Source organism: Chryseobacterium sp. C-71 (assembly GCF_020911865.1).
Taxonomy (GTDB): Bacteria; Bacteroidota; Bacteroidia; order Flavobacteriales; family Weeksellaceae; genus Chryseobacterium.
Genome location: NZ_CP087131.1, coordinates 1,093,003 through 1,105,673 on the forward strand (window position 1 = coordinate 1,093,003; position 12,671 = coordinate 1,105,673).

Below are 12,671 nucleotides of genomic sequence, written 5' to 3' on the forward strand. Positions count from 1 at the left end.
ATATTACAATTTCGAGGTTATTACATTATTATTGAAAATGTACCTGAAAATTTTCCAATCGCCTTCTTCTTTTCGTAATACAAAAAAATCTCTGCTTGTTCTTTCCAATTTCGATGAGATTTCTTTATCATTCTGTGATGTTTGTGCAATCGCATCTACAAATGCATAGTTTTCATCAATGGCAATTTTCACATTTTCAAACTGGATCTTAAAATTGCTCTCAATAAGAAATTCTGCTCCTGATTTTCCAATCTGACTTTTCTTTAATGTTTTGTTTCCGTCAGGCATAAAGATGGCTTCATCGGAATAAAATGACAAAACATCTTCAATATTTCCCAAATTAAGGGCTGATTCGAAATTCAAAATTTTCTCTTTTACTTTGTTCTTGTTATGATTCATTATTTCTAGTTTTAAAATTATTTCGTTTACGTTGATTTGTATCGTTAGAATCTTATTACAAAATTGAACTTATCACACAAAAATTGTCAATAAACAAATAGAAGAAATAGCCTTGAACTAGTTTAAGATTTTTAATGATTGGCTGTTTGATAGAATCAAATATTAGATTTAAAGAAAAATGCAGCCCACAGATTTCTGGACAGAACCACAGTTCATAGAAAGCTTACACATTATGGATTCTCTACTGAAGGAACTCGGAAAATATCATCATAAAATAAGGTTTTGATGTTTCTACTATTTCGTTTATGATATTATTACATTTTAAATTCAATAATTACATAAAAAATTACTTGTCCGATCACCAAAAAAATAAAACCCTCTATTGAAAGAAGGTTTTAAATTTAAATACAAAGGAAATTTTGCGACTTCAATATTTTACTTCAACAAATCTCCCATTCCAAAAGCCGTTAACGTTTTATCATATTCAGCTTGTACGGCATCATTTGCAGCTTTGATGTATTGTCCTGTGAAAGGGTCAACATTGGTTCTTATCGGGCGCTGACCTTTGGGTAAGCTGATTAAATTGACCACAGCGTCTGCAACATCTTGTGGATTAGGATTTAAAGTTTCGAATGCCTTACCAATAGCAGCACCCATTTTATTAGGATAATCTGCTATAGCTTGATAAGCATCGTTAACCGAAGCATCAGAACCAGGGTTGAATTTTTGTGACATCTCTGTCGGAAAAGCACCTGGCTGCAGGATGGCAACGTCAATACCCAATGGTCTTACTTCGTAATGCAAACCTTCGCTGATACCTTCCAAACCAAATTTCGAAGCACTGTACATTGTGGCAAAAGGAAATGAAACGGTACCAAATCCGCTGGTGATGTTGATGATCAGACCTTCGGATTGTTTACGCATAAATGGCAACACCAATTTCATCAGTCGCCAGGGCGCAATGACATTGATATCAAATATTTCCTGCACATCGGCAGTTGTAAAACTTTCGGCAACACCGTTTCTGCTAAATCCCGCATTGTTTACCAAAACATCTATTGCTCCTTCTTTTGCGATGATGGTATCTATGGCGTTCTGCACACTATTTTCGTCAGTAAGTGCAACATCCAAAACTGTGATGTTTTCTACCTCTGATAGAGCTTTTGCTTTATCTGAATTTTTACCGTTTGTATCTCTCATTGTTGCGTAAACCTGGTGTCCCAAGGCTGCAACACTTTTTGCGGTAAGCCATCCAAATCCGCTATTTGTTCCTGTAATTAATACTATTTTTTTGCTCATTATATTTTGTTTTAAATTAATGATACAAATTTCCGATCTTTAAAAATGAAAACATTTACCATTTGGTAAAAAGAGATTATTAGCGGATGTTTTTTCTAATTCTGCTCAACGACTGTTGGGTAACGCCCAAGTACGAAGCGACCAATGAAAGCGGAATACGATTAATCAGCATTGGATATTTTTCGAGGAATGACAAGTAACGGGTAGTTCCATCTTCCGAAACCAACGGACTTCTTCTGTCCATAGCTTCGGTTAAACATTTGTGTGTTATTTTAGCAGAAATCTTATCCCAATCCAGAATTGTATTTAAAATTTCGTCCCAATCTTTTTTAGAAAACACCAGCATTTTACAATCGGTCACAGCTTGGATGTAATCAGTCGCTGCTGCCTGTGCATCAAATTTTTGTTGGTCAGAAACAAAGCTGTTTTCGCTAATAAAATAATAGGTTATTTCTTCGCCCTTATTATTGTAATAGCAAAAACGAAAAACGCCTTCCAAAACAAAACCAATGTATTTTGGAATTTTTCCTGCTTCGGAAAAATAATCATCTTTTTTCAGTTCCAATTCCGTTGCCTTGCTTTTGATAAAGTCAATTTGCTGTTGGTTCAAATTGCCAAAATGCAGTATATATTCAATTAATTTATCCATTGTTGTAAAGTTAGGAAGCGATTTTAATTAAAGAATTACCATTTGGTAAAAAGTGACTCAGGTTGGTTTTATAACAAAATATCGGATGGTTTTTAGTTATTAAAAGTAGATGATATTTCTAATTGAAATTTGCCCTAAACTCCAGCGGGCTTTGACTGGTTTTGGCTTTAAATAAGCGACTGAAAGATTGCGAATATTCAAAACCTAATTCATAAGCTATTTCTGAAATGGATAAATCAGAAGTAGATAATTTTTCTTTTGCTTTTTCAATAATCTTGTTTTGAATGTGTTGCTGTGCATTTTGCCCTGTTAAAGAACGTAACATATCACTCAAATAGCTTGGCGAAAGACGGAGGCTTTCGGAAAGATACTGGACTGTAGGAATACCTTGGATTGCCAGATTTTTATCTTTAAATAGTTCATCCAAAATTTTCTCCATTTTTTGTAAAAGGTCGTTATTTACTTGTTTTCGGGTTATAAATTGTCTCTTGTAAAATCGATTGCTGTAATTGAGTAAAGTTTCTATTTGTGAGATCATTACATCTTGACTAAAATCATCAATTCTGCTTTGCAATTCTTCATCAATATTTTTGAAAATAGAAATAATGGTGTCTTTTTCTTTATCTGAAAGATGCAATGCTTCATCGGCAGAATAGCCGAAAAAGCCATATTGCTTTATCTTATTTGCCAAAGGATAGGATAATAAAAAATCGGGATGAATTAATAAAGTATAACCAGATTGGTCGCCGTTGTTGTCGCTATTTGCAGTAACCTGATTGGGCGATACAAAAAACAATCCGCCTTCATCAAAGTCATAATAATGTTGCCCGTATTTTAACTGCCCTATAAGATTTGACTTATAAGAGATCTTGTAAAATGCTGAAGTCCGCAGGTCTGCGATGTTGCTGTAATCTATCTTTTTATTGGTATTATCAAAAAAACTAATCAACGGGTGCAAGGGTTTAGGTAACCCAAGCATCCGATGCAATTCTGTAAGTGAATTGTAATGGTAAGGAATATATTTGTCCTTTTTCATCTCATAAATTTAGTGATTTTCTACCACGGAATTTCGCCGGTAACCGTATTCATATCTTCCGAGAAAAATTTACCTGTCGGCCCGTCTTCGCCAATGATGGCATATTTTACAATTCGTTTGCCGGCATCTACAACAGAACCTTGCCCCAAATTATGGTTAAAATCTGTCTTTGTAGAACCTGGGCTAACAGCATTTATTTTAAAGGGCAAGTCCTTCAGCTCATACGCTAAAACAACGGTGTACATATTTAGGGCTGATTTTGAAGATTGATATACCGAACCTTTAAAGTTGTAATGAATAAAATTTGGATCGCTGTGTAAAGTGAGCGAGCCCTGGCTTGAACTTACATTGACAATTCTGGGTGCTGATGAATTTCGCAATAAATCTAAAAAAGCCTGTGTAACTCTTATCACGCCATACACATTTACCTCATAGACTTTCTTGTAAACATCTACATCTGTCTCTTTTGCAGTGTGCATTATTGGTTTGCCATCTTTAAATTCTATTCCATTAATACCGGCATTGTTGATCAGTACATCCAGTACCTGTGTTTTCTTGCCCAATTCTATGCGGGCATTGTTTACCGACTGCTGACTAGTAACATCTATTTCTAACAATTCAACATTTTCGAGCCCTTCATTTTTTAATTTTTCGACGGCTTCTCTACCATTTTTTAAATCTCTGCTACCCAGATAAACATAGTATCCTTTTTGTAACAATTGTTTTGCTACCTCCAAACCAATGCCTTTGTTCGCTCCCGTAATTAATGCTTTTTTCATTTCTTTTATTTTAAATGTTTGAAAAACAAAGGTCAGTCTATCTAAAATGTGGTTTGTAACCCAACTGAGGTTTTTGATAACAAAATCGTGGAATGTTTTTAATTAGTATTGGTTGATATTTCTAATTGAAACCAGCCCTAAACCCCAACGGAGTTTGATTGGTCTTTTCTTTAAACAATTTGCTGAATGATTGCATATGCTCAAAACCTAATTCATAAGCAATTTCACTTACCGTTAAATCCGTTGTTGATAATTTTTCCTTTGCTTTTTCAATCAGTTTTTCGTGAATGTGCTGTTGCGTATTCAAGCCTGTCAATGTTTTGAGTAAACTACGCAGATAGGTTGGCGACACATTTAAGTGATCCGAAATGTATTGAACAGTTGGCAATCCCTTTGAAACCAAATCATCACTGTTGAAATAATCTGAAAGTAATACTTCCAACCGGTCGAGGATTTGATGGTTCGTTTTTTTACGGGTAATGAATTGTCGCTGGTAAAACCGTTCCGAATAATTCAATAATGTTTCTAGATGTGAAATGATGATGTCTTGGCTAAATTGGTCTATGTTTGTTTGATATTCGTTTTTGATGTTTTCAACAATCCCATTTATCATTGTTTCTTCCTTATCCGATAAAAACAAGGCCTCATTGATGGTGTAGCCAAAAAAATCGTATTGTTTTATTTTTTTAGCCAAAGAAGTATTCCATAAAAAATCGGGATGGATAAACAACATCCAGCCGTCTATATTTTCCGGAATGTTATCACTTTCTCCGCGTAAAATTTGTCCAGGCGATAAAAATGCCATTACGCCCTCATCAAAATCATATTGTTGCTGTCCGTAAAACAATTTGTCACAACCTCTTTTTAAAGTAATCACGTACAAATCAAATAGTACAGCAAAAATTCCCGTATCCTTTTTTTGTTTAGATAGATCAATGAGTTCAATCAATGGATGATGCGGTTTAGGCAAACCCATTAATTTGTGCAACTCAGAAATGGTTTTTATTCGGATTGGCTTTTCCATAAGACAGATTTGATTAATTTTTTAAAAACGGATATTTCAACCAAATCAACACCAAAGGCATCACTAAAAACGGAATTTCCATCAATACCATTTTAAAATTTCCAATCCTCATTGCCAACGCCATAATTATTAATATAGAAATAGCATTGAGCACATTGCCCAAGAAAAATGTTTTGGGGATAAGCAACAATACACCAATTAATAATGTAACCCCACCGAAAATGGGTATCATTGTTTCTGTAATGCCTAATTCACTCATCATTTTCATTGCTTCGGGATGTTTTTTGTAATTAAATGTGTCCCAACCGTGTTTGAATGCCAGAAAAACCGACATTAGTAACAACATCAAAGAAATTATACTTTTTACCATCGTTTTGTTTTTAAAAACTTACGTTACTAATTTATTGAATTCTTTTAAATTTCATTGAAATACTAAAACTCAACCTTTGCTAACTTTTGCGATACTTCCCATAATCTTTGAGCAACTTCTAAATCATTTGCTTGTTCAGGGATTTTTGCGATAGATGGAAAGCCACGGATTTCACTCATTTTGTTAGGTCCGTAATATAATCCGCCTTGAGCCTCCGGCGACGTGGCTGCAAATAAAGTGGGTAATGCTCCTTGTGACTGTGGCTGAAATAAAAACGGAAAAAATCTTCGCATAATTCCCGGAGTACTCCATTTTCCGGCACCATTTAGCAATAGATTGGTTCGGGAAACACCCGGATGAGAAGCAATACTTGTAATGCCCCAACCGTGCTTTTCACTTTGTCGCTGAAGTTCTAAAGCAAACATTAAGTTCGCAATTTTTGCCTGACTGTATGCTTTCCCCGGAACATACGAAGCTGTTGACTGTAGGTCATCAAAATTAATTTGGCCATCACGATTGGCTATGCTTGAAACCGTAACCACACGAGCATCTTGTGCTTTATGAAGCAATGGAAGCAATTGGGCTGTCAATGCAAAATGACCAATATGATTGGTTCCGAATTGTAACTCAAAACCATCGGCAGTTTCCAGCCTATTTGGTGGTGTCATTACGCCAGCATTGTTTATCAATAAGTCAATGGCTTCGCCTCTTTCAATCATTCTCGAAGCAAAGGATTTGATGGAAGATAAGTTGGCAAGGTCTATTTTTTCAAAACTCACTTTTCCCTTCGGATTAATTTGTTGGATTTTAGCAATTGTATCAGCTCCTTTTTGAGCGTTTCGTCCCATTACAATCACCCTCCAACCTGCAGAAGATAATGCCAAAGCATCTTCGTAACCAATACCTTCCGTACTACCTGTGATTACAGCTAAACCGTCTTTTCTTTGAGGAATATTTGCAGCTGTCCAATTTTTAATATTGTTTTCCATTTTTTATTTATTTTGTTGATACAAATATGGGATAACGTTAGATGTTGGATTTATCCAAAACGACTGTTGATGTAGTCAAAAAAATCCTTAGCTATTAAATGTCAAACAGCGACATTAATTATTTCATTCAACAGTATCATATCTTTCCCATCCGGCAGATGAAAAACACGAAGAGGGTTTGACTGAAGCATTTGGCGGTTATTGCCCGAAGCAAAAGACATAGATTCGAGGAACAGAATTTTGCTAATGGGAAGAAACGGAAACGAAATAAAAGACAGAACTAAGGCTGACTTATTAAAAAGATAACCTCTCATTTTTATGGATTTCTCAACAAAGTAAATTAGGACGTTTCAACAAAGTTCTTCATTCTATAACCTCTTAATTTTGTTTCAACAAACAATTAAAATTAAAAAAGATGAAACAATACAATGATCAAGGTCATTTGCAAAAGCCCATTAATTCTGGGTTTAATGCAAAATCAACAACAGATGAAGTTATTAAGGGTATTAATCTCGAAGGAAAAATCGCTATCGTTACCGGAGGAAATACGGGAATTGGCTTGGAAACAGTTAAAACTTTATCCAAAGCAGGAGCAACCGTAATCGTTCCGGCTCGCAACCTCGAAAAAGCAAAAAGAAATCTTGCCGGAATTGCTCATGTGGAATTGGAAGAGCTGGATTTAGCCAATCCTGATTCTGTTGATGCTTTTGCCGAAAAATTTCTAGTTTCAGGACGTCCGCTTCATTTGCTCATCAACAATGCGGGCATCATGTGGGTTCCGTTACGCAGAGATTATCGTGGTTTCGAATCGCAATTGGCAATCAATTATTTAGCACATTTTCAACTCACAGCAAGATTGTGGTCTGCATTGAAAAAAGCTAACGGCGCAAGGGTTGTAAATGTTTCTTCCGGCGGACATCAGTTTTCTGATTTCAATTTTGAAGATCCGAATTTTATCCATCGTGAATATGAAACATTACTGGGCTATGGACAATCTAAAACCGCTGTCAATCTTTTTTCGCTCGAGCTTGACAATCGTGCAAAAAAGTACAATGTGAGAAGCTATGCTTTATGCCCCGGAGCTGTAGGAGAAACGGAATTATCAAGAGATGCACCTGCAGATTTGTTTCAAAAATTGGGTTATAGCGATGCAGAAGGAAACATTTTACCGGAAGTTGCCGCTTCCCTGAAAACCATTCCCCAAGGAGCAGCAACTACGGTTTGGTGCGCCACAAGTCCATTGCTTAATGATGTAGGAGGTGTTTATTGTGAAAACGTTGAAATAGCAAATCTTAATTCAGATGTATCGATTATAGGCGGAATTAAAGCTTATTCAATGGATGAAAAAAATGCAAAACGCTTATGGAATTTGAGTGAAGAAATGACAGGCATTTCATTTGAACTGAGTTGATATTTGTACATTTGTAAGACATGGATTATCAAGTCAATTATATCAATCCGGAACTTAAACTTTCCTGTTACGAAGGAAAGTTGTTCAAAACGGAAGCAGCATTTCAAGATCATTTACTGGTCTGGTTGATTTCAGGTGAAACCAAAATTATTCAGGCAGATGAAAGTTTTGTTTTCGGTGCAGGCAGTACTTTTTTGATTCCGAGAAACCAATTGGCAACCATCATCAATTATCCCAAAGATGAATTGCCACACAAAGCAGTTGCGATGCACCTTTCGACAAAGAGATTAAGAGATTTTTTTGACAATCAATCTGTCAAGCCGGAAATTGAAACCGAAAAAATCATTCATTTTCACCCACATCCTTTACTGGAAAGCTGTCTAAATTCGCTAATTCCTTATTTCGAAATACAAAATGATTTCCCTGAAAATATTGCCTCGTTAAAAATCAATGAGGCAATCAATATTTTGCGAACCATTGACCCGAAAATCGATGCAGTTCTGAACAATTTTGAAGAACCAGGAAAAATTGACCTGAAAACTTTTATGGAAAAAAACTTCATGTTCAATATGTCGTTGGAAAAATTTGGATACCTGACTGGTCGTAGTCTGACCACTTTCAAACGGGATTTTATTGAAGCATTCCATATGACACCACAGCGATGGCTTACCAAAAAGCGCCTGGAAATGGCACATTATGAATTGACTGAGAAAAATAAAAACCCTGTTGATTTTTATCATGAAATCGGATTCGAAAATCTTTCCCATTTTTCATTTGCTTTCAAAAAACAATATGGCTTGTCGCCAAGAGAATTAATTGGACAAAATTCATATTTTGAAAAATAACTGACAAAGCGCAAAAGTAGAAATCGGCCAAAAACCGACATCCACTATCATATTTTTTTATAAGAAATTGCCAATACAATCAAAAAAACATAGAAAAAAGGCCGTAAAAATTATCCCTAATTAAACGCCTGGCGGAATTCCAGCGGTGACATTTCAGTTTTATTTTTGAATAGTTTATTGAAAGATTGAGGACGTTCAAATCCTAAACTAAAGGCAATTTCAGAAACGGTTAAAGTTGATGTGGTAAGATACTCTTTTGCTTTTGCAATCAATTTTTCGTGTATGTGCTGTTGTGCACTTTGTCTGGTGAGGGAACGTAGGGCATCACTTAAATAATTTGCAGACAAATTGAGTTGACCTGCTAAATATTCTACCGTTAAAATACCTTGCTGTAAAGGTTTTTCACTATTGAAATAGTCTGCAATAAAATGCTCAACTTTTATAAGCAAGCTGTCATTTACTGCTTTTCGGGTAATAAATTGTCTGCCGTAAAAACGGTTGCTGTAATTTAGTAACAAATCGATCTGCGACAAAATAACAGCTTGCGTATGCTGGTCAATATGTTGGTATTCTTCTTCAATTTTTTTTAAAATGGCGATTACATTATTTTCTTCTTTTTCAGAAAGATGCAATGCTTCGTTTAAAGAATAAGAAAAGAAATTGTAATTTTTAATGTTACCAGCTAATGGATGCTTTGCCAAAAAATCGGGATGAAACATGAGTACATAACCGCTTCCGGAAGTTTCGTTAAATTCGTTTGTACTTTCTGCTTCGATGGACTGAACTTGTTTTGGGGCGATAAAAGTCATTGTGCCACTGTCAAAATCATAATAATGCTGACCATATTTTATTTTAGATTGGATGTTTTTCTTCAGCGAAATGGTATAAAAATCTGTACTGAATTTTTTCCAAACATCAGAAACTACGGCGTGTAACTCCGATACCTGAACAACGCTTACCAAAGGATGCAATGGCGGCGGTATAGATAACAAACGATGAAACTCTGAAAGCGAGTGAATGACTTGCATAATTAAATTTTATAAATTTTTTGACTGACGGTTTTAATCATTTCTGTTTCCAATACAAAAATCCGAAAAGCAATAAAGCAAATAATTCGATCAGCAACCACCATAATTGTTGTATGAAAAATCCATCTTTTATAAAACCCGCTAATCTGGAAATAATGATGCCTAACGTAATAGCAAAGAGGAATGCAGTGATACCTAAACCCCATGAATTCCAATTGCTATTGAATACAAGGAACAGCCCCAAACCAACGAGCAATCCCCATCGTACACGCTTCTCAATCATTTGGTAAGCGTCAATGGATGAAGAAAACTTTCCCAGCAAATCAGGTTTTAGTGTAAGTACAAAACCTGCAATAAAAAAAAGAATACCTAATATTTTCAGAACTACATTCATAGCAAATCAGTATAGCTAAAGATAATATTTATTTTCTGTACGTCAGTTGATAAAGTCTCAACGTTCTCTACAAATGCTCTTGAAAAAAAGGCACTAATTGTTCTAATGCGTTTTGAGTAGCTTGGGGTTGATCATACAAATCGTAGTGACTTGCACCTTGTACAACATGTATTTTTTTGTTGGTGGAAGCTGCTTTATTATACAAATCAAAACCATCTCTATAAGAACCAAAACCACCTACTTTGTCTCCAACAATTACCAATAAAGGTTGTGTAAGAAAATATTCTGCCAAATGAAAAGCATCGAACATAATCAAATTACTCATACTTGTAAAAAGCAACTGATTGCAGGAATTAGGATGTTGCCCGCGAGGGGTTCTGTAATAATCAATCGCTTCCAGTAAATCCATTTCTTGGACACCTAATTGCTGCGCTTCTTCTTTTGAATTGGGTATCCAATTATTAATGAGTTTTTCGGCTCCGTTAGCTTCAGCAGTTCGTTGTTGAGCAACCGCATTGAGTGTTTCTACTGGATTAGCTTCGCGAAAAGCTCTGCTTGGATTGGTTCCTATTACTGTTCCTATCGCCTTAATTCTTTTTTCTGAAATAGCAGCATTAGCTGCGTAACCACCACCTGCACAAACACCCATTGCCCCAATTCTGTCGTTGTCGACAAAAGATAATGTGGTAAGATAATCTATTGCGCAACGAATATCTTCAACTCTAGTTGTAGGGTCTTCCAAAAACCGAGGTTCGCCTCCACTTTCCCCCTGAAAAGAAGCGTCGAAGGTTAAAGCAATAAATCCATTTTCAGCAAGCTGACTGGCATATAAGCCAGCCGTCTGTTCTTTCACACTACTGCCCGGATGAACACAAACAATAGCAGGGTATTGTTTAGTTTCATCAAAATTTTCAGGAAAATATAAATGTCCTGCTACATCCCAAGTTCTATTTTTAAAACTAACTTTTTGCATTGTTGTTTATCTATTTTGTTATATAGCAAAATTCATAAAATAAAAAGTGATGCGTGTTTCCAAATTACGGTTTGTTGTGTCTGTATTACTGAGGTGCTTTTTATATTTATTACCATTGTACATTGTAATAAACATTTAGCCCAATACCGCCACGTACAGCCAGTGATTGCTATATTTGTCTTAGTTTAGCTGACTTTGAATTGCTCAGGAAAGAAATGTGTAAAGAATGAAAAAATAATGTGGACTAAAATATTCATGGCTTTGGCAATCGGTTTTGTCTTGCTTTTTATGAACTTTTCATTACTGTATCTTCTGGACGATGATTTCAATAATTAAAATGAGAGTGTTCAGCAGGAACCAAACAGATGGAAAATGTCTTTGATTAATTTACATTAATTTGACTAGTTCTGCATTGTAGTCATTTTCCGACAATGCTCCGCTGAAAAACTTTACATTCAATAGCCCAATTTTCTCGCTATTGGTCAATTCTCTTTGGTATATCTTTTCAATCGTTTGATCTTCTTCAACCAGAGGTTTTAAAATATGCTGTCGCTTATCAAAAGCTTCAAAATAACGAACCCCAAATTTTCGCAGAGAAGTTGCATCAATATGTATATAATCGGGATTTGAAGTCAGACCCGATGCCGTTACAAAATAACAATTCGGAATCGTTTTAGCAAAATTTAAGAGAGCGTCATTTACAACTGGATAAGCTGAGAAATGCTCTGCATAAGATCCTTTATCCAAAAAATCCCCAAGTCCGCCTATGATAACAGGTAAATTCGGTTCATTGAGTTCAGTCCGAAATGCTTGTACAATCAAAGAAAACTTTTCATGATAAAGATGAGCACTTGTTGCATTAGCATCATTTTCGCCCTGATGCCATAAAACAGCTTCTAGCTTACTGGACTTTTGAGCCAATTTTGCCTGTGCAATGGCATGTTGAAATAACATTCCGTCTGTTGCCCAATCATCCAAACTAGTTCCTCCGTCTGCACATGGAATTAAACCAATTTCTTCTGCTACATTTTTTATACGCCAAGCTGCGGCAAACGATGCTGAAAGACCAATTCCTGCATTGGGACGATCAAAATTAACAGGCTCTACCATTGTCTGCCATCTCCCGTTTCGAAGCATTTTTATATGTTCATCATAAATGATGTCTACATCTTTCAAAAAACCCCGTCCTGCCATATTGGATTGCCCTACCAATAAAAAAGAATGTACCATTTTAATTTATTTTTTATCCTTTTTTGATCTATTCCAAAATCAAGTTCTTATTTGTTTATTCTAACTTTATATTTCAAAACATACTGCCACCTTATTAGACAAAGTTCCCCGCAAGATATAGATCAAAAGATCTGTTCTCCAATACCCCATAACCTTGATAGACAACGGTATAATGGAATTATAATATCTAATCTTACTTAAGATTTATTTTTATAAATCAAATTTACAGAAATAAATAGGAGAAA

15 protein-coding genes are annotated in these 12,671 nt (G+C 35.4%); 3 read left to right on the forward strand and 12 right to left on the reverse strand.

The genetic code is table 11. The annotated features are described in order from the left end of the window. Positions 1-3: 3 nt before the first annotated feature. The 8 genes from LNP04_RS04925 to LNP04_RS04960 form a co-directional block, all read right to left on the reverse strand. On the reverse strand, positions 4-399 hold the full coding sequence (locus tag LNP04_RS04925) for a DUF4440 domain-containing protein (protein ID WP_229985455.1): 396 nt from the start codon (positions 397-399) through the stop codon (positions 4-6). A 435-nt stretch (positions 400-834) separates the two neighbouring features. Next, on the reverse strand, positions 835-1,698 hold the full coding sequence (locus tag LNP04_RS04930; protein WP_229985456.1) for an SDR family oxidoreductase: 864 nt from the start codon (positions 1,696-1,698) through the stop codon (positions 835-837). Positions 1,699-1,777: 79 nt separating this feature from the next. After that, complete coding sequence (locus tag LNP04_RS04935; RefSeq protein WP_229985457.1) at positions 1,778-2,347, reverse strand: Crp/Fnr family transcriptional regulator; 570 nt, start codon at positions 2,345-2,347, stop codon at positions 1,778-1,780. Positions 2,348-2,465: 118 nt separating this feature from the next. Continuing rightward, positions 2,466-3,383, reverse strand: coding sequence for an AraC family transcriptional regulator (locus tag LNP04_RS04940; RefSeq protein WP_229985458.1), 918 nt, complete (start codon positions 3,381-3,383; stop codon positions 2,466-2,468). 20 nt (positions 3,384-3,403) lie between these two features. Then, on the reverse strand, positions 3,404-4,162 hold the full coding sequence (locus LNP04_RS04945; RefSeq protein ID WP_229985459.1) for an SDR family oxidoreductase: 759 nt from the start codon (positions 4,160-4,162) through the stop codon (positions 3,404-3,406). Positions 4,163-4,283: 121 nt separating this feature from the next. Beyond that, positions 4,284-5,186, reverse strand: coding sequence for an AraC family transcriptional regulator (locus LNP04_RS04950; RefSeq protein WP_229985460.1), 903 nt, complete (start codon positions 5,184-5,186; stop codon positions 4,284-4,286). Positions 5,187-5,199: 13 nt separating this feature from the next. Then, complete coding sequence (locus LNP04_RS04955) at positions 5,200-5,556, reverse strand: hypothetical protein (protein ID WP_229985461.1); 357 nt, start codon at positions 5,554-5,556, stop codon at positions 5,200-5,202. A 62-nt stretch (positions 5,557-5,618) separates the two neighbouring features. After that, positions 5,619-6,545, reverse strand: coding sequence for an SDR family oxidoreductase (locus LNP04_RS04960; protein WP_229985462.1), 927 nt, complete (start codon positions 6,543-6,545; stop codon positions 5,619-5,621). A gap of 415 nt (positions 6,546-6,960) precedes the next feature. On the opposite strand from LNP04_RS04960, the gene LNP04_RS04965 reads away from it, so the two are divergent. Both LNP04_RS04965 and LNP04_RS04970 read left to right on the forward strand, forming a co-directional pair. Further along, on the forward strand, positions 6,961-7,956 hold the full coding sequence (locus LNP04_RS04965) for an SDR family NAD(P)-dependent oxidoreductase (protein WP_229985463.1): 996 nt from the start codon (positions 6,961-6,963) through the stop codon (positions 7,954-7,956). Between the two features lie 20 nt (positions 7,957-7,976). Continuing rightward, complete coding sequence (locus tag LNP04_RS04970) at positions 7,977-8,801, forward strand: AraC family transcriptional regulator (protein WP_229985464.1); 825 nt, start codon at positions 7,977-7,979, stop codon at positions 8,799-8,801. A gap of 116 nt (positions 8,802-8,917) precedes the next feature. Here the strand turns inward: LNP04_RS04970 and LNP04_RS04975 are convergent, their stop codons facing one another. From LNP04_RS04975 to LNP04_RS04985, 3 genes are all read right to left on the reverse strand, one after another. After that, positions 8,918-9,829 (reverse strand): AraC family transcriptional regulator, encoded by a 912-nt coding sequence (locus LNP04_RS04975; protein ID WP_229985465.1) that lies wholly within the window; start codon positions 9,827-9,829, stop codon positions 8,918-8,920. Positions 9,830-9,866: 37 nt separating this feature from the next. Then, positions 9,867-10,223, reverse strand: coding sequence for a hypothetical protein (locus LNP04_RS04980; RefSeq protein WP_229985466.1), 357 nt, complete (start codon positions 10,221-10,223; stop codon positions 9,867-9,869). Between the two features lie 67 nt (positions 10,224-10,290). After that, the gene (locus LNP04_RS04985) at positions 10,291-11,196 is read right to left on the reverse strand and encodes an alpha/beta hydrolase (RefSeq protein ID WP_229985467.1); all 906 of its coding nucleotides are present in this window, start codon (positions 11,194-11,196) and stop codon (positions 10,291-10,293) included. A 195-nt stretch (positions 11,197-11,391) separates the two neighbouring features. Between LNP04_RS04985 and LNP04_RS04990 the strand changes: the two genes are divergently transcribed. Next, positions 11,392-11,532 (forward strand): YWFCY domain-containing protein, encoded by a 141-nt coding sequence (locus LNP04_RS04990; RefSeq protein WP_324292107.1) that lies wholly within the window; start codon positions 11,392-11,394, stop codon positions 11,530-11,532. Positions 11,533-11,583: 51 nt separating this feature from the next. Here the strand turns inward: LNP04_RS04990 and LNP04_RS04995 are convergent, their stop codons facing one another. Next, positions 11,584-12,426, reverse strand: a complete 843-nt coding sequence (locus tag LNP04_RS04995; protein ID WP_229985468.1) for a sialate O-acetylesterase — start codon at positions 12,424-12,426, stop codon at positions 11,584-11,586. Positions 12,427-12,671 lie beyond the last annotated feature (245 nt).